This is a genomic window from Cupriavidus sp. GW822-FHT02D05 (assembly GCF_058802485.1).
In genome coordinates, this window is the sequence record NZ_JBXAOE010000015.1 from 45,928 (window position 1) to 69,530 (window position 23,603).

The 23,603-nt window shown below is 64.1% G+C and carries 21 protein-coding genes; 18 read left to right on the forward strand and 3 right to left on the reverse strand.

What is annotated here, in order from left to right; translation table 11 throughout:
* Window positions 1-82: 82 nt before the first annotated feature.
* Window positions 83-718: a ferritin-like domain-containing protein gene (locus AC1RQK_RS20480; RefSeq protein WP_492376711.1), complete on the forward strand. Its 636-nt coding sequence runs from the start codon at window positions 83-85 to the stop codon at window positions 716-718.
* 182 nt (window positions 719-900) lie between these two features.
* Here the strand turns inward: AC1RQK_RS20480 and ppc are convergent, their stop codons facing one another.
* Window positions 901-3,915 carry a phosphoenolpyruvate carboxylase gene (gene ppc, locus AC1RQK_RS20485; protein WP_492810817.1) on the reverse strand — a complete coding sequence of 1,005 codons (3,015 nt, stop codon included), beginning with the start codon at window positions 3,913-3,915 and terminating at the stop codon, window positions 901-903.
* A 79-nt stretch (window positions 3,916-3,994) separates the two neighbouring features.
* On the opposite strand from ppc, the gene hemC reads away from it, so the two are divergent.
* Genes hemC through AC1RQK_RS20500 form a run of 3 tightly spaced genes read left to right on the forward strand, consistent with a single transcriptional unit; the run spans window position 3,995 to window position 8,359 of the window.
* Window positions 3,995-4,996, forward strand: a complete 1,002-nt coding sequence (gene hemC, locus AC1RQK_RS20490) for a hydroxymethylbilane synthase (RefSeq protein ID WP_492810819.1) — start codon at window positions 3,995-3,997, stop codon at window positions 4,994-4,996.
* A 9-nt stretch (window positions 4,997-5,005) separates the two neighbouring features.
* Complete coding sequence (hemDX, locus tag AC1RQK_RS20495; RefSeq protein ID WP_492810821.1) at window positions 5,006-7,165, forward strand: fused uroporphyrinogen-III synthase HemD/membrane protein HemX; 2,160 nt, start codon at window positions 5,006-5,008, stop codon at window positions 7,163-7,165.
* A gap of 3 nt (window positions 7,166-7,168) precedes the next feature.
* Entirely contained in the window at window positions 7,169-8,359 is a 1,191-nt protein-coding gene (locus tag AC1RQK_RS20500; protein WP_174422644.1) for a heme biosynthesis protein HemY, read from the forward strand.
* A 386-nt stretch (window positions 8,360-8,745) separates the two neighbouring features.
* Here the strand turns inward: AC1RQK_RS20500 and AC1RQK_RS20505 are convergent, their stop codons facing one another.
* A complete protein-coding gene (locus AC1RQK_RS20505) occupies window positions 8,746-10,296 on the reverse strand; it encodes a cryptochrome/photolyase family protein (protein ID WP_492810823.1) in 1,551 nt (516 codons plus the stop codon).
* A 182-nt stretch (window positions 10,297-10,478) separates the two neighbouring features.
* Between AC1RQK_RS20505 and AC1RQK_RS20510 the strand changes: the two genes are divergently transcribed.
* The 7 genes from AC1RQK_RS20510 to AC1RQK_RS20540 all read left to right on the forward strand — a co-directional run bounded on the left by AC1RQK_RS20510 (window position 10,479) and on the right by AC1RQK_RS20540 (window position 16,184).
* Window positions 10,479-11,186 carry a pseudouridine synthase gene (locus AC1RQK_RS20510; protein ID WP_174422693.1) on the forward strand — a complete coding sequence of 236 codons (708 nt, stop codon included), beginning with the start codon at window positions 10,479-10,481 and terminating at the stop codon, window positions 11,184-11,186.
* A 137-nt stretch (window positions 11,187-11,323) separates the two neighbouring features.
* Window positions 11,324-11,896: a YqgE/AlgH family protein gene (locus tag AC1RQK_RS20515; protein WP_043348720.1), complete on the forward strand. Its 573-nt coding sequence runs from the start codon at window positions 11,324-11,326 to the stop codon at window positions 11,894-11,896.
* A complete protein-coding gene (ruvX, locus tag AC1RQK_RS20520) occupies window positions 11,889-12,326 on the forward strand; it encodes a Holliday junction resolvase RuvX (RefSeq protein WP_416049437.1) in 438 nt (145 codons plus the stop codon). The genes AC1RQK_RS20515 and ruvX overlap by 8 nt, the downstream gene beginning before the upstream one ends.
* On the forward strand, window positions 12,323-12,850 hold the full coding sequence (pyrR, locus tag AC1RQK_RS20525) for a bifunctional pyr operon transcriptional regulator/uracil phosphoribosyltransferase PyrR (RefSeq protein WP_492373262.1): 528 nt from the start codon (window positions 12,323-12,325) through the stop codon (window positions 12,848-12,850). The genes ruvX and pyrR overlap by 4 nt, the downstream gene beginning before the upstream one ends.
* A gap of 105 nt (window positions 12,851-12,955) precedes the next feature.
* On the forward strand, window positions 12,956-13,927 hold the full coding sequence (locus AC1RQK_RS20530) for an aspartate carbamoyltransferase catalytic subunit (protein ID WP_006160521.1): 972 nt from the start codon (window positions 12,956-12,958) through the stop codon (window positions 13,925-13,927).
* A 75-nt stretch (window positions 13,928-14,002) separates the two neighbouring features.
* Window positions 14,003-15,277, forward strand: a complete 1,275-nt coding sequence (locus tag AC1RQK_RS20535) for a dihydroorotase (RefSeq protein ID WP_174422640.1) — start codon at window positions 14,003-14,005, stop codon at window positions 15,275-15,277.
* Window positions 15,278-15,341: 64 nt separating this feature from the next.
* Window positions 15,342-16,184 (forward strand): lysophospholipid acyltransferase family protein, encoded by an 843-nt coding sequence (locus AC1RQK_RS20540; RefSeq protein WP_492810826.1) that lies wholly within the window; start codon window positions 15,342-15,344, stop codon window positions 16,182-16,184.
* A 5-nt stretch (window positions 16,185-16,189) separates the two neighbouring features.
* Here AC1RQK_RS20540 and AC1RQK_RS20545 read toward each other — a convergent pair whose 3' ends face one another.
* Window positions 16,190-17,035, reverse strand: a complete 846-nt coding sequence (locus tag AC1RQK_RS20545; protein WP_492810828.1) for a symmetrical bis(5'-nucleosyl)-tetraphosphatase — start codon at window positions 17,033-17,035, stop codon at window positions 16,190-16,192.
* Window positions 17,036-17,536: 501 nt separating this feature from the next.
* On the opposite strand from AC1RQK_RS20545, the gene AC1RQK_RS20550 reads away from it, so the two are divergent.
* The 7 genes from AC1RQK_RS20550 (at window position 17,537) to rfbB (ending at window position 23,602) form a co-directional block, all read left to right on the forward strand.
* Complete coding sequence (locus AC1RQK_RS20550; RefSeq protein WP_492810830.1) at window positions 17,537-17,719, forward strand: hypothetical protein; 183 nt, start codon at window positions 17,537-17,539, stop codon at window positions 17,717-17,719.
* A 37-nt stretch (window positions 17,720-17,756) separates the two neighbouring features.
* A complete protein-coding gene (locus AC1RQK_RS20555; RefSeq protein ID WP_492810832.1) occupies window positions 17,757-18,767 on the forward strand; it encodes a glycosyltransferase family 2 protein in 1,011 nt (336 codons plus the stop codon).
* Complete coding sequence (locus AC1RQK_RS20560) at window positions 18,764-19,642, forward strand: methionyl-tRNA formyltransferase (protein ID WP_492810833.1); 879 nt, start codon at window positions 18,764-18,766, stop codon at window positions 19,640-19,642. Before AC1RQK_RS20555 ends, AC1RQK_RS20560 begins: the two co-directional genes overlap by 4 nt.
* A gap of 13 nt (window positions 19,643-19,655) precedes the next feature.
* Window positions 19,656-20,060, forward strand: a complete 405-nt coding sequence (locus AC1RQK_RS20565; RefSeq protein ID WP_492810835.1) for a GtrA family protein — start codon at window positions 19,656-19,658, stop codon at window positions 20,058-20,060.
* A complete protein-coding gene (locus AC1RQK_RS20570) occupies window positions 20,057-20,935 on the forward strand; it encodes a class I SAM-dependent methyltransferase (RefSeq protein ID WP_492810837.1) in 879 nt (292 codons plus the stop codon). The genes AC1RQK_RS20565 and AC1RQK_RS20570 overlap by 4 nt, the downstream gene beginning before the upstream one ends.
* Window positions 20,936-22,084, forward strand: a complete 1,149-nt coding sequence (gene rffA, locus AC1RQK_RS20575; RefSeq protein WP_492810839.1) for a dTDP-4-amino-4,6-dideoxygalactose transaminase — start codon at window positions 20,936-20,938, stop codon at window positions 22,082-22,084.
* Window positions 22,085-22,549: 465 nt separating this feature from the next.
* Window positions 22,550-23,602: a dTDP-glucose 4,6-dehydratase gene (gene rfbB / locus AC1RQK_RS20580; RefSeq protein WP_492810841.1), complete on the forward strand. Its 1,053-nt coding sequence runs from the start codon at window positions 22,550-22,552 to the stop codon at window positions 23,600-23,602.
* The last annotated feature ends 1 nt before the right edge of the window (window position 23,603 follow it).

Consider the following 23,603-nt stretch of genomic DNA (forward strand, 5'->3'; position numbering starts at 1 on the left):
GCCGTTGCAGCCGCGATGCAAGCCGCATCCGAGCGCATGCGACCCCATGAAGGCGCCGTCCACCCCTATACAGGAGAACACCATGGAACGCATGCAGTCGAGCACCGCGCAGCACGAACGCCAGGCCGGCGAGGACACGGACAGCCGCATCCTTGTTGCGCCGGATGCGCGCCGGCGCGGCTTGCTGAAAGTCCCCGGCCTATTCGCGCTGGGATCGCTGGCGGTGATGAGCCTGGGCGAGTCGATGCCAGCATGGGCGCAGGTTCAGTCCGGCAGCACCAAGGACGATATCGCGATTCTCAATGTTGCCCTCGGGCTGGAATACCAGGCCATCGCGGCCTATCAGGTTGGCGCGGAGAGCGGTTTGCTGCAAAAACCCGTGCTGGAAACAGCGGTCAAGTTCCAGACGCACCACAAGGCACACGCACAGGTGCTGGCGGGCACGGTGTCCAAGATGGGCGGCAGCCCCGTGATCACCAAAAAGCCGGGCGAATACGGCTTCCCGACCGATCAGCTGAAAACCCAGGCCGACGTACTGCGCTTTGCCGCCGGCCTGGAGAAGGGGGCCACCGCGGCCTACCTGGGCGTATTGCCGAACTTCCACAATCGCGAGCTGACCAAGGCCGCCGGCAGCATCCTGGGTGACGAAGCGATGCATTGGGCCATCCTGCTCTCGGTGCTCGGCGAAGACCCGGTGCCGGGCGCGTTCGTCGGCTAAAAGCCTGGCCGCCAATATCGGATGGAGAGCCGCGCGCCCGGTCTGCCGTTTCTGCCCGGACAGCCAATAGCCACGGTAGACGAGCCACACTCTGCGCCGTCCGGCCAACTGGCCGGACGGGTTCCCCGCCATGGTGCCAGCCACCATGGCGGCTTTTTTTGCGCAGTGTGCGCAGCCTCGCCTTAGCCGCTGTTGCGCAGGCCCGCCGCCACCCCGTTGATGGTCAGGTGAATGCCGCGCCGCACGCGGATGTCGTCACCGTCCTTGCCCGAGCGGTAGCGCTTGAGCAATTCCACCTGCAAGTGGTTGAGCGGGTCCAGGTAGGCGAAGCGGTTCTTGATGGAACGCGCCAGCAGCGGGTTGTCGGCCAGGCGCTCATGACGGCCGGTGATCAGGGCCAGCATGTCGCAGGTCAGGTGCCACTCGGCGCTGATGCGCGCGAACACCGTCTTGCGCAGCGCGGCGTCTTCGCACAGCTGCGCATAGCGCGAGGCCACGGCCAGGTCGGTCTTGGCCAGCACCATGTCCATATTGGACAGCAGCGTGGTGAAGAACGGCCAGGTCTTGACCATGCGGCGCAGCGTGGCTACGGCCGCCTTGTGCGCACGCTCGTCAGGCGCCTCGTCCAGCAGTGCCTTGACCGCGCTGCCAAAGCCGTACCAGCCCGGCAGCAGCAGCCGGCACTGGCCCCAGGAAAAGCCCCAGGGAATCGCGCGCAGGTCTTCGATGCGGCGCTGCTTCTTGTCCATCAGCTTGCGCGAGGCCGGGCGCGAACCGAGGTTGAGGTCGGCGATCTCGGTGATCGGCGTGGTGGCGAAGAAGTAGTCCTTGAAGCCGGGCGTGTCGTACACCAGGTGACGATACGACGTGAACGCGCGATCCGAGAGCTGCTGCATCACGGCCTCGAACGTCGCCAGGTCCTTCGGCGCGTTCTGCGTCGGCAGCAGCGAGGCTTCCAGCGTGGCGGCGATCACCGTTTCCAGGTTGCGCCGGCCGATCTCGGCGTTGGCGAACTTGCTGTTGATGATTTCGCCCTGCTCGGTCAGGCGGATCTGGCCGTTGACCGTGCCCGGCGGCTGCGACAGGATGGCCTGATAGGTCGGGCCGCCGCCGCGGCCAACGGTGCCGCCGCGGCCGTGGAACAGCCGCAGCTTCACGCGGCGCGCCTCGAATACCTGCACCAGTGCCAGCTCGGCCTTGTATAGCTCCCAGTTGGAGGTGAGGAAGCCGCCGTCCTTGTTGGAGTCGGAGTAGCCCAGCATCACTTCCTGCTCGCCGCCATGGTGGGCGATCACCGAGGCAAAGCCCGGCAGCTCCAGCAGCGATTGCATGATGCCGGCGGCGTTGCGCAAGTCCTCGATGGTCTCGAACAACGGGATCACCATCAGCTCCGGGCGCGCCGGGTTGGTCTTGTTGCCCAGCGTGCCGTGCAGCATGCCGGTTTCCTTCTGCAGCAGCAGCACTTCGACCAGGTCGGACAGCGTCTCGGTGTGCGAGATGATGTAGTTGCGGGCCACGCGCGCGCCGTAGCGGGCGCGCAACTCGCGCGCCATGTTCAGGATGGCCAGCTCGCTGCGGGTCTGCTCGGAATAGGCATGCCAGGGCAGCGTCAGCAGGCGCGGCTGGCGCAGCTCGGCCAGCAGCAGTTCCAGCTTGCGGGCTTCCGTCAGGCCGGCATAGTCGGCCTCAACCCCGGCTGCGGCGAACAGTTCCGCGATCACCGCCTCGTGCACGTCGGACACCTGGCGCATGTCGATCGAGGCCAGGTGGAACCCGAATACGGCGATGGCCTTGGCCAGCGCGTCGATGCGGGTGCGCGCCAGCGCCTCGCCGTGATGGGCGCGCAGCGAGTCGATCACGACCTGCACGTCGGCGGCAAAGGATTGCGCGTCGGCATAGGGCGCGGAGTCGGCCACCGGATGGCGCGGCGCGGCCTGCCCGGTGACGGCCTGGCAGGTTGCCGCCAGGCGCGCATAGATACCGATCAGTGCGCGGCGGTACGGCTCGTCGGCGCGATGCTCGGAGTGGTCGGGCGAGGCATCCGCCAGCGCCAGCAGTTCCGGGCTGGCCTCCACCATCAGGCTCGACATCGAAAGTTCGGCGCCCAGCGCGTGGACTTCGTCCAGGTACCACTCCAGGATCAGCGACGATTGCTGGCTTGCGGCGTGTTGCAGCGTGTCGGCGGTGACGTTGGGGTTGCCGTCGCGGTCGCCGCCGATCCAGGAGCCCATCTGGAAGAAGGGCGCGAGCTGGGTTGAGGCTGCCGGCGCAGCCTTGCTCTTGCGCGCGGCGGGAAACACCGCGGCGATGTCTTCTTCCAGCTCGCTCATCAGTTGCGGGATGCCGCGCAGGAAGCAGGTGCGGTAGTAGGACAGCGCATTCTCGATTTCGTCCACCACCATCAGCCGCGTATTGCGCAGCATGCGGGTCTGCCACAGCGTGGTGACGCGCGCGCGCAACAGTGCGGTGTTGTGCTCGCGCTCACGCGCGGTCATGGGCAGGTCGCGCTCGGCCAGCAGGCGGGCGATCTCGCGCTCGGCGTCGAGAATGCTCTTGCGCTGGACTTCGGTCGGGTGCGCGGTCAGTACCGGCACGATCAGCGCTTCGTCGAAGAACTTGCGCAGTGTCTTGCCGGTTACGCCGGCCGCGTCGATGGCCTGCAGCGCATGCGCCAGGCTGCCCGGCTGCGGCGGCGATCCGGCCAGCGCGTGCACGCGCCGGCGGCGGTTGTGGTGCTGGTCCTCGGCGATATTGGCCAGGTGCGAGAAATAGCTGAAGGCGCGCACCACCGAGTTGGTCTGGTCGCGCGACAGGCGCTTGAGCAGACGATCCAGCTCCGCGCCGGCGGCGCGGTCGTTCTCGCGGCGAAAGCGCACGGCGGTCTGGCGGATGGTCTCGACCAGCTCGAAGGCCGATTCGCCTTCCTGCTCGCGCACGCAATCTCCCAGCAAGCGGCCCAGGAAGCGGATGTCCTCGCGCAGAGGCACATCCTTGTCGCTGGCGCGGCGGGCCGGGGTCGCGGCGGGCGCGGCTTCAGGCTTCGCGGCGCTGGTGCGCCTGGCGCGGGTGGCCTTGGCGGATGGGGCAGATGGGGCGGTCGCGGGAATCGAGGCGGAAGCCAATGCGGTGTCGGGGGCGTCTGCCCGGCTGGCGGTTGGCTTGCGCCGGCCTGCGGGGCGCGCAGCTTGCTGCGTCATGCAATCTCCTGTCGTTTCTTATCTATTGTGTGTTGTCTGTTGGCCCGGAGCGGCTTGGGGTGCGTGCTAACATTCGCGGATGCAAGCATCCGTCTCCCCGTCTTCGTCCAGCGCTGCGCCGCGCAAGCTAGTCATCGCCTCCCGTGAAAGCCGTCTGGCTATGTGGCAGGCCGAGCATGTGCGTGCTGCGTTGCAACAATACTATCCCGCGTGCGATGTGTCCATTCTCGGAATGACGACGCGCGGAGATCAGATTCTAGACCGTACTTTGTCCAAGGTTGGCGGCAAGGGCCTGTTCGTCAAGGAACTCGAGATCGCGATGGCCGAAGGCCGCGCCGACCTCGCCGTGCACTCCCTCAAGGATGTGCCGATGGAGTTGCCTGAAGGGTTTGCCCTGACCGCCATCATGGAGCGCGAGGACCCGCGCGATGCGCTGGTCTCAAGCCGCTTCGCCTCGCTGGACGACATGCCCGCGGGCACCGTGGTAGGCACCTCCAGCCTGCGCCGCGAGGCCGCGTTGCGCACCCGCTACCCCCACCTGGTGATCCAGCCGCTGCGCGGCAACCTGGATACCCGCCTGGCCAAGCTCGACCGCGGCGACTACGGCGCCATCATCCTGGCCGCCGCCGGCCTCAAGCGACTTGGCCTGGCCGACCGTATCCGTGCCGTGCTGGATCCCGTCAGCTCGCTGCCGGCAGCCGGGCAGGGCGCGCTGGGTATCGAGATCCCGTCCGGCCGCCCCGAGCTGGCCGCGTGGCTGGCGCCGCTGAACCATGCGCCCAGCGCGCTGGCCGTGACCGCCGAGCGTGCCGTGTCGCGCATGCTGGGCGGTTCGTGCCAGGTGCCGCTTGCCGCGCATGCGCGCTGGGAGGGCACGAAACTGCACATCGACGCCTTCGTGGCGCTGCCCGACGGCAGCCGCAGCGTGCGGGCCCAGTCCGCGGCCGTGGTGGAAGGCGCCGATGCGTCCAGCCAGGCCGAAGCGCTTGGCAAGGCCGTTGCCCAGGACCTGTTGGGGCAGGGCGCGGCTGATATTCTCGCGGCGCTGGTGGATCCGGCGTCCCCTCAAGCCCCTGCCTGAGACCGGCCCATGCCCCGCCCGACCGTCGTTGTAACACGACCCGCCGGGCAGTCCCGGCAACTTACCGAGGCCTTGTCGGCCGCCGGCCTGGACGTGCTTGGCTTTCCCCTGCTGGCGATCGGCCCCGTGGCCGACGATGCCCGCTTGCGCGCGGCGCTGGCGCAACTGGCGGACTTCACGCTGGTGGTCTTCGTCAGTCCCAATGCCGTGGCCTTCGCACTCGATGCGCTGGCCCAGGTGCAGGACAAGCCCGCGCCGCAGTGGCCGGCATCCGTAGCGGTAGCCGTGGTTGGCCCCGCCAGCGTGGCTGCGCTGGCCGAGCGCGGGATTGCCGCGCCCAACTACCGCGTGATCGCCCCGGCGGGTTGCACGACCGGCCATGAGGCAGACAACGGCGACGCCGCCAACGGTGGCGACGGCGCCGCGGCGCGCTTCGATTCCGAGGCCCTGTGGCAACAGCTTGAAGCCCAGCTTGGTGCCGGGGCGCTTGCCGGACGTAAGGTCTTGATCATCCGTGGCAATGGCGGACGCGACTGGCTGGCCGAGCGCCTGCGCGCCGCCGGCGCCGAGGTGCAGGCGGTCGAGGCCTACCAGCGCTCGGTCCCCACGCCCGGCAGCATGCAATGGCAAGCCGTGCGCGACGCGCTCAAGCCGGGCGCGGCACCGCAGGCCTGGCTGCTGACCAGTTCCGAAGCCGTGCGCAATCTCGATGAGATGGCGCGCCAGGCCCTGAGCCCGCAAGAGCTCGCCTGCCTGCGCCAGGTGCAGTGCATCGCGCCCCATGCGAGAATCGCCGAACAGGCCTTGGCCCTCGGGTTCTCGCACTTGCTGCGCGCCGCACCCGGAGACGAAGGCCTGCTGGCGGCTTGCCGCCAGTGGGCGCAGGCGCATGCCGGCCCGCCGGCGCCGATGCCTGTCGCGGCGCCGCCGGCTGCCGCCGCGCCCGTCCCGCTCGCCACGGTGCCGCCACTCCCGGCACCACCACCAGTCAACCCACCGCCCGCAACGTCAACGAAGGTCGATCGCGTGACGCAAGACAATACCGCTCCTCCCGCTTCCAGCCCGCCTCCCGCGGCTGGCGCCTCGCTGCCCGCGCGCGGCGCACCCCGCGTCAATCCATGGTGGTTGCTGCTGTTCCTGCTGATCCTGGCCATCGGCGGCGGTTTCTGGTGGCTGCAGCAGCGCGTGGACCACCTGACCCAGGAACTGGCGCGGCGCCAGCAGAGCAACGATGCGCTAGTGCAGGAAACCCGGGTGCTCTCGCGCAACGCGCAGGACACCGTCAAGGAACTGCAGGCCAAGGTTGGCGCGCTGGACGGCCAGGTGGGCGAGGCCCGCGACAAGCAATCCGCGCTGGAGCAGGTCTACCAGGACCTGATGCGCAACCGCGACGACTGGGAGATTGCCGAGATCCAGCAACTGCTCACCAACGCCGGCCAGCAACTCCAGCTGACGGGCAATGTGCAGGTAGCACTGGCCGCGCTGCAAAGCGCCGACACGCGCCTTGCACGGACCGACAAGCCGCAGTACAACCTGCTGCGCCGTGCCATCGCCCGCGACGTGGCGCGCATGAAGGCCGTGCCGGATACGGACCTGACCGGTGCCGCCATCAAGCTCGATGAAGCCATCAACCAGATCGATACGCTGCCGTTGCTGTCGAGCGAGCGCATGCTCGAGCGCAGTGAAGCGGATGCGCGCAAGACGGACGGGAAGGCGGAGGCTGTCGACAAGCCCGCCAAGCCCGCCGGCGCCAAGGCTGGCAAGAATGCCGCCAAGGACGAGGCCGCGCCGGCCGGCAACGCGATCGGCAACTGGTTTGGCCGCCTGTGGGGCAGTGTGCGCGACGAGCTGATGCAGGTTATCCGCATCCGCCGCGTGGATGATGCCCAGGCACTGCTGCTGACCGGCGACCAGGGCTGGTTCCTGCGCGAGAACGTCAAGCTGCGGCTGCTCAATGCGCGCCTGGCGCTGCTGTCGCGCAACGAGCCGGTGTTCCGCAATGACCTGGCGGCCGCGCAAGCCATGATCGGACGCTATTGCGACACCAAGTCGCGCCGCGTGCAGGCCGTTCTGACCCTGCTCAAGCAGGCCCAGGCCGGCGCCGTGACGGTGCAGTTGCCCACCATGGCGGAAAGCCTCGGCGCGCTGCAAGCGCTCAAGAAGGAGTAGCGCATGCGGCTTCTTTTCTGGGTAGCTATCCTGTTTGGCGGCGCGGTCGGGCTCGCGCTGTTCACGCAATTCAACCAGAGCAACCTGGTTCTGTTCTACCCGCCTTACCGGGTTGAGCTGTCGCTGAACCTGGCGCTGGCCCTGCTGTTGCTGGCGTTCTTCGTGGTCTGGACCATCCTCAGCACTGCGCGCCATCTGTCCGAGATGCCGGCGCGTGCCGCGGCCTACCGCGAGCGCAGCCGCATGAACCGCGCGCAGGCGGCCTTGCGCGAGTCCATCGAGAACCTGTTCGCCGGCCGCTTTGCCCGTGCCGAGCGTACCGCGCGCGAGGCCCAGGCCTGGCCTGAGCAGGCCCAGACGGCAGCGCTGATCGGCGCCCGCGCGGCGCACCGCATGCAGGAAACCGAGCGGCGCGACGCCTGGATGGCGCAGGTGACCGATCCTGAGCGCGAGCAGGCCCGGCTGGTGTCGATGGCCGAGTTGCTGGTCGACGCGCGCGATGCCGAAGGCGCGCTGGAAACCATCGCGCAGCTGCAGGCCCAGGGCGCGCGTCAGATCCACGTGCAGCGCATCGCGCTGCGTGCCCACCAGCACCTGAAGAACTGGACCGAAGTCCTGCGCCTGGCGCGCTCGCTGGAAAAGCGCAATGCCCTGCATCCTGTGCTGGCGCTGCGCCTCAAGCAACTGGCCTGCGAGGCCCTGCTGGAGGAGCGCCGCCACGACGTGCAGGGCCTGCAGGATTTCTGGCGTTCGTTGTCCACCGACGAACGCCGCGCGGCCCGCATCGCCGAGCCCGCAGCGCGCTATTTCGCGGCGCTGGGCCGTCAGGATGAAGCGCGCAAGATCGTGGAGGACGCGCTCAAGGTCAACTGGGATAGCCGGCTGGTCTTGCGCTATGCCGAATGCGCGGAGCCGGGACGTGCGCTGCCGCAGATTCAGCAGGCGGAGAAATGGCTGACGCAGCATCCTGTGGACGCGGATCTCTACTTCACGCTAGGCGTGCTGTGCCTGGGCGAGAAGCTATGGGGCAAGGCGCAGTCCAGCTTTGAGCGGGCGTTGAAATATGCGGATGCTGACCTGCAGCGCAGGCTGCGGGTTCGGGCGCATCTGGCGTTGGCTAAGATGTTTGAGGAGACCGAGCGGCCTGAGGAGGCGCAGCGGCATTATCGGGAGAGTGCGATTTTGGCGGCTTGAGGGGGTGGGTTGGGGTTGATGTCAACTGCAACTGCAAAATCAGCTTCAAGGGCTTAACTGCAACGTCAACTGCAGTTTCACCACCCCTGCGGGGCGGCGACCTACTTTTTTGTCTTGCCAAAAAAGTAGGCAAAAAAGGCGCGCCGGATGAGGCGACACCCCCTCGGGATTCGACGAAAAGAGCGGCCGGGACCCAAACTCGCATCGCCTTAAGGCGATACTCAAACATGGGTCCCTCTTTTCCGCTCTTTTCGCCGAATCCCGAGGCGCCCCATACGGCCTTGGCACACCTTCACGGCTCGCTTCGCATCGCGCGTGGGTTTTTCCCGCCCTCCGGGCGGGAAAAACACGGCTGCAATGAATCGTTGCTTACGGCTCTTTGGTTCTCAGTCACCGTCGGGCTGTGCAGAGTCGATTCCTGCCTTCTCCTTCACTACTGAATACCGCGCCAGCGTCTCCTTGCGGGCCACGTCGTGTTGCACGATCGGCCGCGGGTAGTTTTCGCCTAGCTTGACCCCGGCTGCTAGCAACACGTCCTCGGAGGCTGTCCAGGGAGCATGTATGTACTTGTCCGGCAGGCGCGCGAGTTGCGGCAAGTACTTCCTGATAAATCGTCCCTGCGGGTCGAATTTCTCGGACTGCGTGGTCGGGTTGAAGATGCGGAAGTAGGGCTGGGCATCGCAGCCGGTGGAGGCGGCCCACTGCCAGCCGCCGTTGTTGGCGGAGAAGTCGAAGTCGTTGAGCTGGTCGGCGAAGTACTGTTCGCCGCGCCGCCAGTCCACGCCGAGGTCCTTCACCAGGAAGCTCGCTACCACCATGCGCAGCCGGTTGTGCATGTAGCCGCTTTGCCGGATCTGCAGCATGGCGGCGTCCACCAGCGGGTAGCCGGTCCTGGCGTCGCACCAGGCCTGGAAGTAGCGCTCGCCGGTGTCGCCATTGAGCCAGCGGATGGCATCGTAGGCGGGGTGGAAGGCATGCCCCGCGGCGACCCGGGGGTGGTGGTGCAGGATCATGAAGTAGAAATCGCGCCAGATCAGCTCCGACAGCCAGGTGGCGGCGCCGGCGCTTTCGGCGCCGCCGCGCAGCGTGGCGGCGTGGGCAGTGCGGGCGAGCGTGCGGATCGACAGGGTGCCAAAGCGCAGGTGCACCGACAGGTAGCTCGGGCCGCGCAGGGCGGGGAAGTCGCGCCGGCGCGCATAGTCGCCCATGCGCTCGCAAAACTCGTCGAACAGCGCGTGGGCGCCGGCGCTGGCGGTGGGCATGGCGATCTCGGCCAAGTTGGAGGGGGCGAAGCCCAGTGCATCCAGCGTGGGCAGCGGCTGCACGTAAGCCTTCGGCGGAGCGGCCAGTGACTTCAGATAAGGCTCGACCGGGTAGGGCTTGAGGTCGAACGGAAGCAAGGCCTTGAGCCAGGCGTTCTTGTAGGGCGTGAAGACCGAGAAGGGCTTGCCCTGGCCGGTCAGGATCTCATCCCGCTCAAAGATCACCTGGTCCTTGAAGCTGAAGCAGGCGCAGGACTGGCCCGCCAGCGCTTGCCTGACTTCGGCATCGCGGGCCAGCGAGGCGGGCTCATAGTCGTGGTTGGCGAACACGGCGGTGACGCCGAGCTCGGCGGCCAGCTCGGGAATGGCTGCGCGCGCGTGGCCGTGCAGCACGATCAGGCCGCCGCCGGCCGCGCGCAGTGCTTCGTCCAGCGGGGCCAGCGAGGCCAGGATGAACGCCACCCGGCGGTCGGCCGCCAGGCCGCGCGCCAGCAGCGGATCCAGGATCTCGCGGTCGAAGACGAAGACGCACCATACCTGGCGGCAGTGCTTGAGGGCATAATGCAGCGCCGCGTGATCGTCGGCGCGCAGGTCGCGCCGGAACCAGACCAGGCCGCGCTCGAACAGCCGGTCGATCCGATAGGGTTGGCGGGCGTCGGCGGGGGATGGGGGCAAGATCGGGCGCTCCGGAAGTTGGGCTGGCGAAGCCTGTTACCCTACCATAGCGTCAGGCATGCGCCGCGCGCTCGGGCTGGCCCGGCATGCCGGCCAGCGTTGTCCGCAGCGCCGAACAGCCGGCCCGTATTTCAGTAATCCAGTAATCCAGTAATCCAGATATCAAGAAGCAAGCCATGGCCATGACACTCGACCGCATCCTCCAATCCCAAGGCTTCGGCACCCGCCGCTATTGTGGCGACCTGATCGGGGCCGGCCTGGTGGAGGTCGACGGTACCCTGTGCGAGGATCCGGGCGCCAAGTTCGAAGTCGATGGCCTGCGCCTGACCGTGGACGGCGAGGAATGGATCGGCCACACCAAGGCCTACATCCTGCTGAATAAGCCGGTGGGCTACGAATGCTCGCAGCGCCCGCGCCACCATCCCAGCGTGTACAACCTGCTGCCGGTGCCGCTGCGCCAGCGCGAGGTACAGGCGGTCGGGCGGCTGGACCAGGACACCACCGGCCTGCTGCTGCTCTCGGACGATGGCCAGTTCATCCACGCCCAGACCTCGCCCAAGAAGAAGGTGCCCAAGGTCTATGAAGTGACGACCGCCGAGCCGGTCACCCAAGAGCAGGTCGATGCGCTGGTGGCGGGCGTGCAGCTGGAGGACGAGCCGGCCCCGATCGCGGCGGCCGCCTGCGAAGCTACCGGCGAGCGCAGCCTGCGCCTTAGCCTGACCGAGGGCAAGTACCACCAGGTCAAGCGCATGGTGGCCGCGGCTGGCAACCATGTGGAAGCCCTGCACCGCAGCGCCATCGGGGGGCTGGTGTTGGAGCCGACCCTGGCACTGGGAGACTGGCGCTGGCTGACGCCGGAAGATCTGGCCGCCCTGACGCGCAAGGAATAAGCAGGCGGCGGCAAGCGAGCATCGACGCTGGCACAGAGGCCAGCAAGCAAGCGCACCGGGCAAGCGTCGGAATGTTGCGTTGCGGCATTCCGCGAATCTTTTCCGGACGGATGGCAACGATTTGATAAAATGCAGGAATGGCGACGCTGGAAGCCCCAATCAATCTCACCAATCAGTTCCTGATTGCCATGCCCGGCATGGCAGACCCGACTTTTTCGGGTTCCGTCGTCTACTTGTGCGAGCACAACGACCGCGGCGCGCTGGGCCTGGTGATCAATCGGCCTATCGATATCGATATGGCCACCCTGTTCGACAAGATCGACCTCAAGCTGGAGATCCAGCCGGTGGCGCAGCAGCCTGTCTATTTCGGTGGGCCGGTGCAGACCGAGCGCGGCTTCGTGCTGCATGATCCGGTTGGCATCTATGTCTCGTCGCTGGCCGTACCCGGCGGACTTGAGATGACCACCTCCAAGGACGTGCTGGAGGCCGTGGCCAACGGCAGCGGCCCGCAACGCTTCCTGCTCACGCTGGGCTATGCCGGTTGGGGCGCGGGGCAGCTGGAGGAAGAACTCAGCCGCAATGGCTGGCTGACTGTCCAGGCCGATCCCGAAATCATCTTCAGCGTGCCCCCCGAGGAACGCTTCGCCGCCGCCATACGCCTGTTGGGCATCGATTTCACCATGCTCTCGGGCGAGGCTGGGCATGCCTGAGGACGGAGCGACGCCAGCGCCGCGCCAGTTGCCCTCCGACGGCACCGTCCTGGCCTTCGATTATGGCGAAAAGAAGATCGGCGTTGCGCTTGGCAACTTTGTCACGCGCGAGGCCCGTGCGCTCGTCATCATCCCCAATATCACAGTGGAAGGCCGCTTCGAGGCGGTAACCGCGCTGATCGACGAGTGGGCGCCAGTGCAACTGGTGGTGGGCATGCCCACCAATCCGGACGGCAGCCAGCAGCCTTCGATGCGGCTCGCACGCCGCTTCGGCAACCAGTTGAACGGCCGCTTCGGCCTGCCGGTGGCCTGGGTGGACGAAAGCTACACGTCGATTGCCGCCGAGATGGCCGGCGCCCGCAAGGGCGCGCTCGATGCCGAGGCCGCCAGCATCATCCTGCAACAGTACTTCGACCAGCATCCGCTATGACCCAGACTTCCTCTCTCGACGCCGAGGCGCTCTACCGTAAGCTGCGTGACCAGGTGCAGGCCGCGCTGCCCGAGGCCGAACGCGCGCAATGGTCGGTCGCCGGCATCTATTCCGGCGGTGCCTGGATTGCCGAGCGGCTCGCCGCCGACCTGCAGCTGGCGGCCCACGGGGTCATCAACGTTGCCTTCCACCGCGACGACTATGCCAAGAAGGGCCTGCATAGCCAGGCCCAGCCGACCACGCTGCCCTTTGACGTGCAAGACCGCAAGATCCTGCTGATCGACGACGTGCTGGCTACCGGGCGCACCATCCGCGCCGCCGTCAACGAGCTGTTCGACTATGGCCGCCCGGCCCGCGTGGCGCTGGCCGTGCTGGTCGATCGCGGCGGCCGCGAACTGCCGGCGGCTGCCGACTTTGCCGCCACGCACGTGGCGTTGCCGCCCGGGACCACGCTGGTGCTGTCGCATGAGGGCACCGGCTCCGACATGCGCTTTGCCTTCGCCAACGAGGCCACCGGCAACTAAGCCTGCCCAGCCCACCGGCCGGCGCGCCCGCAACGGCACGCCGGCAAGCCAGACCCAGACCTGCCCAGACCAGTCAACGCCACCGCCCGGCCCTTTCTACCTGCCATGATCAAGACGTTCCGCAACCCGCAACTGACCAAGAACGGCGAGCTCAAGCACCTGCTTTCGATCGAGGGCTTGTCGCGCGAGATGGTCGCGCACATCCTCGACACCGCCAGCCAGTTCGTCTCGCTGTCCGACTCGGACCGCGAAGTGAAGAAGGTGCCGCTGCTGCGCGGCAAAAGCGTGTTCAACCTGTTCTTCGAGAACTCCACGCGCACCCGCACCACCTTCGAGATTGCCGCCAAGCGGCTCTCCGCGGACGTGCTCAACCTGAACATCAACGCCTCGTCCACCAGCAAGGGCGAGTCGCTGCTCGACACCATCAACAACCTGTCGGCGATGTCGGCCGACATGTTCGTGGTGCGCCACGCCAGTTCCGGCGCGCCCTACCTGATCGCCGAGCATGTTGCGCCCCATGTGCATGTCATCAACGCCGGTGACGGCCGCCATGCGCACCCCACGCAGGGGCTGCTCGACATGTACACGATCCGCCACTACAAGAAGGATTTCACCAATCTCACGGTCGCCATCGTGGGTGACATCCTGCACTCCCGCGTGGCGCGCTCCGACATCCACGCGCTGACCACACTGGGCGTGCCCGAAGTGCGCGCCATCGGCCCGCGCACGTTGCTGCCTTCGGGGCTGGAGCAGATGGGCGTGCGTGTCTTCCACAATATGGAAGAGGGGATGAAGGGCGTGGACGTGGTGATCATGCTGCGCCTGCAGAACGAACGCATGAGCGGCGCGCTGCTGCCCTCGGCGCAGGAGTACTTCAAGGCCTATGGCCTCACGCCCGATCGCCTGGCGCTGGCCAAGCCCGATGCCATCGTGATGCACCCGGGCCCCATGAACCGTGGCGTGGAGATCGATTCCGCCGTGGCCGACGGGCCGCAGTCCGTGATCCTCAACCAGGTGACTTTCGGCATTGCGGTACGCATGGCCGTGATGGGCATCGTGGCCGGAAACCACGACTGATCTCATGATGGATAGCGCCCGACCGACAAGGTCCAGGCAAGCCAGAACAACCGAATACAAGCCAAGCGACACGATATGAAGATCCACATCAAGGGCGGCCGCCTGATCGACCCGGCCGCGAACGTCGATGCGCAGCAAGACCTCTACATTGCCGCCGGCAAGATCGTCGGCGTGGGCAGCGCGCCGGCGGACTTCCACGCCAACAAGACGATCGACGCCAGCGGGCTGATCGTCTGCCCCGGCCTGGTCGACCTGTCCGCGCGGCTGCGCGAGCCGGGCTATGAATACAAGGCCACGCTCGAATCCGAAGTGGCGGCAGCCACCGCCGGCGGCGTGACCAGCCTGGTTTGCCCGCCCGACACCGACCCCGTGCTAGACGAGCCCGGCCTGGTCGAGATGCTCAAGTACCGCGCCCGCACGCTCAACCAGACCCATGTGTATCCGCTAGGTGCGCTCACGCTGGGCCTCAAGGGCGAGACGCTGACCGAGATGTCGCAGCTCACCGAGGCCGGCTGCATCGGCTTCTCGCAGGCCGAAGCGCCGATCCGCAACACCCAGGTGCTGCTGCGCGCCCTGCAGTACGCGCAGACCTTTGGCTTCACGGTCTGGCTGCGCCCGGAAGACCCGTACCTCGGTGGCGGCGTGGCCGCCAGCGGCGCCGTGGCGTCGCGCCTGGGCCTGTCCGGTATGTCGGTGATTGCCGAGACCGTGCGCCTGCACACCATCTTCGAGCTGATGCGCGCCAGCGGCGCACGCGTGCACCTGTGCCGCCTGTCGTCGGCCGCGGGCATCGAGCTGGTGCGCCAGGCCAAGCGCGAAGGCCTCAAGGTGACCTGCGACGTCAATATCCACCACGTGTCGCTGACCGACATGGACATCGGCTACTTCAACTCGCAGATGCGCTTCTCGCCGCCGCTGCGCAGCGCGCGCGACCGCGACGCCATCGTGGCCGGGCTGGCCGACGGCACCATCGACGCACTGTGCTCGGACCACACCCCCGTGGACGACGACGAAAAGCTGCTGCCCTTCGCCGAAGCCTCGCCAGGCGCCACCGGGCTGGAACTGCTGCTGCCGCTGACGCTGCGCTGGGCCGAGGAGCACAAGGTGCCGCTGGGCAAGGCGCTAGCCCGCATCACGGCCGAGCCGGCCCGCGTGCTCGGCCTGGCTGCCGGCACGCTGGCCGCAGGCAGCGCCGCCGATATCTGCATCTTCCATCCCGAGCAGGAATGGAAGGTCGAGCGGCGCGCGCTCAAGAGCCAGGGCAAGAATTCGCCGTGGCTCGGCTACGAGATGCGTGGGCGCGTGCGCACCACGCTGGTCGGCGGCCACGTCGTCTACGAACTGCACTGAGCACCATGCCGGCCCGAGGGAAGTCGGACAAGATGGTACAAGCGAGTTCGCCAGTGGGGCCGGCATGATCTGGCTGCGCAAGTTCGCCCTGATCCTTCACCTGCTGCGCGGCCTCCTGACCTGCGCGGTGCTGTTCCCCTGGCTCGGCGTAGAGTCGCGGCAGTCGCATATCCGGCGTTGGTCGCGCCGGCTGCTGCGGATCTGTGGGGTGACGCTCGAGGTGCAGGGACTGCAGCCGGGGCAGGCCATGCCGCATGGCGCGATGGTGGTGTCCAACCATATTTCATGGCTGGATATTTACGTCATCAATAGCTGGCAGCCCGTGCGCTTCGTCGCCAAATCCGAAATCCGCGACTGGCCGGTAATCGGCTGGCTGTGCGGGCAGACCGGCACCATCTTCATCGAACGCGCGCGCAAGCGCGACGCGCATCGCGTGCTGCATGCCATTACCGACGTGATGCTGCAGGGCGACCTGGTCTGCGTGTTCCCGGAAGGCACAACCACGGATGGCAGCAGCGTGCTGCCGTTCCACGCCAACCTGATGCAAGCGCCGATATCGGGCGGGCTGCCGGTGCAGCCGGTCGGGCTGGCTTACCTGGATGCCGCGACGGGCCAGCCGACGCTGGCGCCAGCCTATATTGGCGACCTGAGCCTGCTGGAAACGCTCGATGCGATCCTGCGGGCGCCGCCGATCACCGCCAGGCTATGCTTTGCGCCAGCCCTCACCGCCACCAGCGCCAGCCGGCGCGACCTGGCCGAGGCGGCTCGCGCGGTAGTGAGCCATCTGAGCCAGGGCGCGCAACAGCACGCAGTGGAACTCGCGGTGCGCGTGAACGAAGGGCGCGAGAGCGAGCAATCCTTCAACGAAGGCGATGTGAGCGCGGATTCTCCCGCGCCGGCTGCCTGATCGGCTCAAGCCAGCGGATCGCAGTACTGCGGGCACTCCACCTGGATCAGCGTGCGTTCAGCCGGATCCGCCGCCAGGCGCGCGGCGGTGAGCTTGCCACCCCAGACACATCCAGTATCCAGCGCCATCAGGTTGGGGCGCATCACCAGTCCGAGCGTGGACCAATGCCCGCACACCACCGTGGTGTCTTCGGTGCGCCGTCCGGGCACATCAAACCATGGCATGAAGCCAGCCGGCGTGCTTCCGGGGCCTTCCTTGGTCTTGAGGTCCATCACGCCGTCGGCGTTGCAAAAGCGCAGGCGGGTCAGGGCGTTGATCACGACACGGTGACGCTCGATGCCCCGCAAGGCCGGGTCCCACCGGTCCGCCGCATTGCCGAAGATGTCGGCCAGGAACGCCTTCCAGCCCGGGCCGCGCAGTTCGCGCTCGACTTCTGCTGCCAGCGCCATTGTCTGCTCTGTGGTCCATTGCGGAAGCACGCCCGCGTGCACGAGCAGGAAGCCGTCTTCGTGGATGGCCAGGGGGCGATGCCTTAGCCAAGTGAGTAATTCATCGCAATCTGGTGCTTCGAGGATATCAGCCAAAGTGTCGCTACGGCCGCTTTTACGCACGCCGGCGGCCACAGCCAGCAGGTGGATGTCGTGGTTGCCGAGCACGGCTTCGGCGCGCTTGCCGAGCTGGCGGACGGTTCGCAGCGTGCGTGCGGAGGCAGGGCCGCGGTTGACTAGGTCGCCTACGAAGCGGAGTTCGGCTTTCGACCGTAGCCGCTCGGTCAGAGCAAGGAGCGACTCGTTGCAGCCCTGGAGGTCTCCGATCGCGTAATTTTCTCGTGTCGCCTTTCTATCTGCCATTGTTGAGAAGGAAGCTGTTTGTCGTTGAGCTCATGTTCAATCGAGTTTAGTTGGGATGATGGGTGAGCACCGAGCTGCAGTGCCGGGATCAGCCAGGAACGTAGATCGCTTCGGATAGAATACTGCCCCTTGGGGTAGGTAAACGATTCTGCCGTTTCACTGGCGGCTAGGTGGGGCGCCTCCAGAATATGAATCAGATATTAAACGAGGCACGGAGTTGCCGTGTATTCAGGCTATGGAAGAGTGGCATTTCGGGCCGCAATCGTGGTTCGAGTTAGCTTATGTGGATAGAAACGTGGGTTTAGCGTCACTTTCTCGCTTTGATGGCCGAATGGCCGCCTATCAACTGTCGGAGAAACTAACGCCAAACGACTAACGCCGACATCTGACGACGGGCGAAAGTATGCTTGACAGGCTCCAGATGGCATCGCGCACGGGTGTTAGCAGGGAGGGTTTCGACAACATGCGGCGTAAGCATAGTTCCACTCGCAGCATTCTGTCATGGGCAGCAATTGTCTTTTTGATCCCCACGGATTCCTCTTCGAGAGCTTTAATGCGCTTGAATTCGAGCAGGCAAGCAGGCTGAAGCGCGAATTCTTGCAGGATAATCTGGCCGCTACTCGCGCGCGTGTCACCATTGCTGCGAGCCGTAAGGCGCTTCAGTTCTGTTTTCGCCGTCGTTAATAACATTGCCTCCTGTGGCAAATATATGGAGTATTGAATGTCCAAGATTGTGCTGGCTACGGACGCAGCAGCGATAGGCGAAGAGGGTATTTCGATAGTGGTGCCGGTGTATCGGTCCGCAGCTACTCTGACCCCGCTGTGTGGCAGGCTGGTAAGCACCCTTGCAGCACTCGTGGCGGACTACGAGATTATCCTTGTCGAAGATGGCGCGAATGACGGTTCGTGGGAGGTGATCGAGTCTCTTGTGAACAGTAATCCTCGCATCAAAGGGATTCGTCTGCGGCGTAATTATGGCCAGCACAATGCGTTGCTGTGCGGCATCCGCGCGGCCATCCAGCCTATTATCGTGACTCTGGACGATGATCTTCAACATCCGCCGGAGGAGATCGCGAAGCTGTTGGCCGAATTGCGCAGGGGAAATGACGTTGTCTACGGCACGCCGGAACGCGAGCAACATAATTTCTGGCGCGACCAGGCATCACGGATCACCAAGGTCGCCTTGCAAAGTACCATGGGAGCCGAAACGGCACGTTTTGTGAGCGCATATCGCATATTCAGGACAGCGTTGCGCGACGCCTTCCAGGACTACCGTAGTCCCTTCGTATCAATTGACGTCCTTCTTACTTGGAGTACGACCCGTTTCTCCCATATCGTCGTGCGTCACGAACCGCGCACGGTTGGTGTATCCAACTACACGTTCAAAAAATTAATAAGCCACGCGATGAACATGATGACCGGCTTCAGCACGTTGCCGTTGCAGATTGCCAGCTTTGTCGGGTTCGGCTTCACCGTGATCGGCGTACTGATCTTGCTCTATGTCATTGGCCGCTATTTTTTCAGCGGTGATGCAGTCCCGGGTTTTCCATTCCTCGCATCCATCATTGCGATTTTCTCGGGGGCGCAGTTGTTTGCGATCGGAATAATTGGCGAATATCTTGCTCGCATGCATTTTCGCACGATGGAGCGTCCGGCCTATACGATTGCCGATGTCGTAGTCAGGACTCGCGACGGCAATGCTGAATATGCTAGGGAAGGCGAGCCGCAATGAAGCAACTGACGCTGTTCGCGATGACAAAGAAGGGTTATGCATTGCTGCTCGACCTGGTCGATACCTTTGGTCACCTCTTTGAGGAAGTCGTAGTCGGTAGCGATGCGGCGCTCGACCACGACTACAGCGAAGAAATTGTCGCGTTGTGCGCACAGCGGGGAATCTCATGGTGCAGGCACGGTCCAGGCTACCAAATCAGGACAGAGTACGTCATGGCCGTATCGTGGCGCTGGCTGATACCCCATCCAGAATCGCGTCTGATAGTGTTTCACGATTCGCTGTTGCCGAAATACAGAGGCTTCAATCCGCTGGTGTCCAGCCTTATCAATGGAGATCGGAGCGTCGGCGTGACGGCACTCTTTGGAGCCAGCCAGTATGACGCGGGGGCAATCCTTGCACAGTCGGTAACGGAGATTGACTATCCGATCACCATTGCCGAGGCAATCGACGCTTTGCGGGCCGATTATTGCGCCGTGGCAACCGAGGTACTTGATTTGCTTGCGCGCGGAGAGGCCTTGCGTGGCGTACCCCAAGACGAAGCACTGGCAAGCTATAGCTTATGGCGGGACGAGGAAGACTATCGGGTACCATGGGCGCAGTCGTCGGAACGGATAGCGCGCTTTGTCGATGCGTTAGGCTCACCGTACAAGGGCGCCGCAACGCTGGTGGACGGCGTGCTCGGTCGCATTTACGCTGCAAGGCCGTTGCCTGATGTTGAGATCGAAAATCGTACGCCCGGCAAGGTGATCCGGATGGAGGGCGATTCGCCGGTGGTCGTCTGCGGAGAGGGCTTACTACAAGTGATCTCGCTGGTCGAGGATCATTCTGGTGCGTCGATGCTTCCCCTGGCCCACTTCAGGACGCGGTTCACGTGATTTCGGAGTGCATTTGAATACTCTTGCCCAGTTGCTGCGCTTCGCCTCAGTCGGTGTGGCCTCTAATGCAGTGCTGTATCTTTTGTATATTTTTACGACATCGATCGGCGTCGGGCACAAGATAGCGATGAGTGGCCTGTATTTGCTGGGTGTGCTGCAAACCTTCGTGCTTAACAAGGCCTGGTCATTTCGCCATTCCGGGCATGCTGCTTCGACACTGGTGCGCTACTTCATTGCCTATGTGCTGGCCTACGTGTTGAATCTCGGCGTCATGATCGTCATGGTGGACTGGCTTGGATATTCGGACCGTTTGGTGCAGGGGACAATGATTATTCTTGTTGCAATGTTACTTTTTTCGGCGCAGAAGTATTGGGTCTTCCGGCCCGATCGCAAGCCGTCAGGGATGGAGAGCGCATGAAGCAGTGCCTTGCATGTGGAGGAGTGGAGGTGGATGCCTCGTGGCGTTGTGCAAGCTGTCATTGCTCTCCACCCCGTATTGATGGTTTCATCGCTTTCAGCCCGGAACTGGCTACGCTTAGTAGTGGCTTTAAGCCGGAGTTTTTTCAACAGCTTTCCGAAGTCGAATCGGGGAATTTCTGGTTCGTTGCGCGGAACCGGTTGATAACCTGGGCCGCTGGCAGTTATTTTCCGAACGCCCGCAACTTCTGCGAGATCGGTTGCGGCACAGGCTACGTGTTGCACGGCATGGCATCGGCGTTCCCGAAGTGGGATTTTTCTGCAACCGAGATTTACAGTGATGGTTTGCCATTCGCCGCCGCACGAGTTCCGGGTGCATCCTTTTATCAACTCGATGCGCGGCGCATTCCATTCACCGAGGAGTTCGACGTCATAGGTGCCTTCGACGTTCTTGAGCATATCGAGGAAGATGAGCAGGTCTTGCAAGAAATGCATCGAGCGATTGCACCCGGCGGAGGCCTGCTGATTACCGTTCCACAACATCAGTTCATGTGGAGCCAGCAGGATGAACACGCTTGCCACGTCCGGCGCTACACAGCGACGGAACTCCGTCGGAAAATCGAAGGCGCAGGGTTCAGGATCGAGATCATTACTTCCTTCGTGTCTCTACTGTTTCCCCTTATGTATATGACGCGCCGGCGCGCTCGGCTGCCCGAGTCAGAATATGACCTGACGGCGGATCTGCGTCTCAATCCGTTGATCAATGGCGTGTTTGGCGCAACGATGAGTATCGAGCGTTGCTTAATCAAGGCAGGCGCACGATTCCCGTTTGGCGGGTCGCTGCTGGTCGCGGCCAGGAAAATAGCAGCCGAATAAATGAACACTACTAATTCCGTGCATATTCCTTTCAACCGCCCCTATATGACGGGGAAAGAGCTGGCTTACATAGCGCAAGCCCATGCTGGCGGCAATCTGTCAGGCGATGGCCCGTTCACTGACCGCTGCCATGCCTGGCTTGCATCGGGTGCAAATACGCTGCAGGCGCTCCTGACACACTCCTGTACCGCGGCGCTGGAGTTGGCAGCCCTGTTGATCGACTTGAAACCGGGTGATGAGGTGATAATGCCGTCGTACACCTTTGTTTCGACCGCGAACGCCTTTGTGCTGAGGGGCGCGGTGCCCGTATTTGTCGATGTAAGGCCTGATACGCTGAACCTTGATGAAACGCAGGTGGAGGCTGCCGTTACTTCCAGGACGCGCGCCATCGTCCCGGTACACTATGCCGGTGTAGCGTGCGAGATGGACACTTTGATGGCTATCGCAGAGCGTCACGGTCTAGTCGTGATCGAGGACGCCGCGCAGGGCGTCATGGCTACCTATCGTGGGCGCGCACTGGGTTCCATCGGGCATCTGGGAGCGTACAGCTTCCACGAGACAAAGAATGTGATTAGCGGAGAGGGTGGGGCTCTGCTTGTGAATCGCGAGGAGTACCGGCTCCAGGCTGAGATCTTCCGCGAAAAGGGGACTGATCGCAGTCGCTTCTTCCGCGGTGAAGTTGACAAATATACTTGGCAAGCCATCGGCTCTTCCTTCCTGCCAAGCGAGCTGACGGCTGCGTTCCTTTGGGCGCAACTCGAGGAAGCCGAGTCCCTGACCGCCCGCCGGCTGGCGCTCTGGGACTTCTACCACGAACAACTCGCGGCGCTGGAGAGCACCGGTCAGCTGCGCAGACCGATTATTCCTCCGGAGTGTGGTCATAACGCGCACATGTATTACGTGTTGCTCGCTCCAGGTGTGGATCGCCAGAGGGTTTTGCAGCGGCTGAAGGGGCAGGGAATTAACGCGGTGTTTCACTACGTGCCACTGCATTCGGCTCCGGCAGGCCTCCGGTATGCGCGCCAGCATGGCTCATTGACCGTCACGGACAGCATTGCCAATCGCTTGATCCGCTTGCCCATGTGGATCGGGCTGACTCGAGAGCAGCAAAGTCTTGTCATATCGGTGCTATCTGAGGCGCTCGGGTAGGTTGTGTATTCACCTCTCAGGGTGATTTCAGGCAGGAGTTGACGGCGAGCACGCGTGTTGGGATCCGCGGGAGGCGCTCGCCCGCGCATTTTTTTGTGCGATCCAGCGTGTACGTTGTACTTCATTCGGATAGCGCCCCAACGGCTCTCTTCGAGTCAATTGGATTCCCGGCAATGCGGAACCACATTCAATAGCTGCGTAGAAGTTGCTTTTGGAGCACAATATCGAGCGCTAAAGGGGGGGCAACGACGGGATTGGAGATCCGTCGTATTTGTCCAGACCTCGCGGTGGGACGTTACAACAGGCTACAAAAAGATGGTCGCTCAGGTTAAGCGGGTGCTTCCGGTCGGATAGAATACCGCCACTTCTGCAGGCACTTAACATCGCCGTCCATTTTGGACCAGGCGGAGGCTTGGCACTGGCCAGGTTCTCAAAGATCTATTAGATAGGCAGGGAGCACTGGTCTTGTCCCACATACTTGTCACTGGTGGCGCCGGTTTCATTGGCGCCAATTTCGTTCTTGACTGGCTGCGCGAGGACGGATCGGACGCGGTCGTCAACGTCGACAAGCTGACTTACGCCGGCAACCTGGAATCTCTCGCCTCGTTAAAGGGGAGTAAGCGTCATATATTTTCGCGTACCGACGTATGCGATCGTGTGGCGCTGGATCGTCTTTTTTCGGAATACAGGCCGCGCGCGGTGATCCACTTTGCGGCTGAAAGCCATGTCGACCGCTCGATTGAGGGGCCGGGCGGGTTTATTCAGACCAATGTCGTTGGCACCTTCACATTGCTCGAGGCCGCTCGCACCTACTGGAGCGGTCTGGAAGCCTCAGGGCGCGAAGCCTTCCGCTTCCTGCATATCTCCACAGATGAGGTATTCGGTTCCCTGCAGCCCAGTGACCCGGCATTCACGGAATGCACCGCCTATGCGCCCAACAGCCCGTATTCGGCAACCAAGGCAGCGGCAGACCATCTGGTCCGCGCTTACCATCATACCTACGGGCTTCCGGTCCTCACCACCAACTGCTCGAACAATTACGGCCCCTATCATTTTCCCGAGAAGTTGATCCCGCTCGTTTTGACAAAGGCGCTGGCCGGCGAGCCGCTGCCCGTGTATGGCGACGGTCTGAATGTGCGGGATTGGCTCTATGTTGGCGATCACTGTGCGGCCGTTCGGGCTGTGCTCGCCAAGGGCCGGGTGGGGGAAACCTATAACGTCGGCGGCAGTAACACCAGGACGAACCTTGACGTCGTGCACACGCTATGCGATCTGCTCGACGAGCTTCGCCCGAAGGCGACGGGCTCGTATCGGGAGCAGATTACCTTCGTCGCCGATCGTCCCGGCCATGACCGGCGCTATGCGGTCGATTCGCGAAAGCTCCAGACGGAACTGGGCTGGACATGCAAGGAAACCTTCGCGACAGGACTGCGCAAGACAGTCCAGTGGTATCTCGATAACCAGGCGTGGGTTGCAAATGTGATGTCTGGTGAGTACCGAAAGGGGCGGCATGAGTGAA

What these genes read in the sequence shown, in the direction of transcription:
- AC1RQK_RS20540 (WP_492810826.1), top strand. Translation starts at nt 15,342, where the DNA reads ATGATCTGGCTGCGCAAGTTCGCCCTGATCCTTCACCTGCTGCGCGGC.
- AC1RQK_RS20515 (WP_043348720.1), top strand. Translation starts at nt 11,324, where the DNA reads ATGGCGACGCTGGAAGCCCCAATCAATCTCACCAATCAGTTCCTGATT.
- AC1RQK_RS20560 (WP_492810833.1), top strand. Translation starts at nt 18,764, where the DNA reads ATGAAGCAACTGACGCTGTTCGCGATGACAAAGAAGGGTTATGCATTG.
- rffA (WP_492810839.1), top strand. Translation starts at nt 20,936, where the DNA reads ATGAACACTACTAATTCCGTGCATATTCCTTTCAACCGCCCCTATATG.
- AC1RQK_RS20545 (WP_492810828.1), bottom strand. Translation starts at nt 17,035, where the DNA reads ATGGCAGATAGAAAGGCGACACGAGAAAATTACGCGATCGGAGACCTC.
- AC1RQK_RS20555 (WP_492810832.1), top strand. Translation starts at nt 17,757, where the DNA reads ATGTCCAAGATTGTGCTGGCTACGGACGCAGCAGCGATAGGCGAAGAG.
- AC1RQK_RS20530 (WP_006160521.1), top strand. Translation starts at nt 12,956, where the DNA reads ATGATCAAGACGTTCCGCAACCCGCAACTGACCAAGAACGGCGAGCTC.
- AC1RQK_RS20570 (WP_492810837.1), top strand. Translation starts at nt 20,057, where the DNA reads ATGAAGCAGTGCCTTGCATGTGGAGGAGTGGAGGTGGATGCCTCGTGG.
- hemDX (WP_492810821.1), top strand. Translation starts at nt 5,006, where the DNA reads ATGCCCCGCCCGACCGTCGTTGTAACACGACCCGCCGGGCAGTCCCGG.
- AC1RQK_RS20480 (WP_492376711.1), top strand. Translation starts at nt 83, where the DNA reads ATGGAACGCATGCAGTCGAGCACCGCGCAGCACGAACGCCAGGCCGGC.
- hemC (WP_492810819.1), top strand. Translation starts at nt 3,995, where the DNA reads ATGCAAGCATCCGTCTCCCCGTCTTCGTCCAGCGCTGCGCCGCGCAAG.
- AC1RQK_RS20510 (WP_174422693.1), top strand. Translation starts at nt 10,479, where the DNA reads ATGACACTCGACCGCATCCTCCAATCCCAAGGCTTCGGCACCCGCCGC.
- AC1RQK_RS20550 (WP_492810830.1), top strand. Translation starts at nt 17,537, where the DNA reads ATGGGCAGCAATTGTCTTTTTGATCCCCACGGATTCCTCTTCGAGAGC.
- pyrR (WP_492373262.1), top strand. Translation starts at nt 12,323, where the DNA reads ATGACCCAGACTTCCTCTCTCGACGCCGAGGCGCTCTACCGTAAGCTG.
- AC1RQK_RS20500 (WP_174422644.1), top strand. Translation starts at nt 7,169, where the DNA reads ATGCGGCTTCTTTTCTGGGTAGCTATCCTGTTTGGCGGCGCGGTCGGG.
- ppc (WP_492810817.1), bottom strand. Translation starts at nt 3,915, where the DNA reads ATGACGCAGCAAGCTGCGCGCCCCGCAGGCCGGCGCAAGCCAACCGCC.
- AC1RQK_RS20535 (WP_174422640.1), top strand. Translation starts at nt 14,003, where the DNA reads ATGAAGATCCACATCAAGGGCGGCCGCCTGATCGACCCGGCCGCGAAC.
- ruvX (WP_416049437.1), top strand. Translation starts at nt 11,889, where the DNA reads ATGCCTGAGGACGGAGCGACGCCAGCGCCGCGCCAGTTGCCCTCCGAC.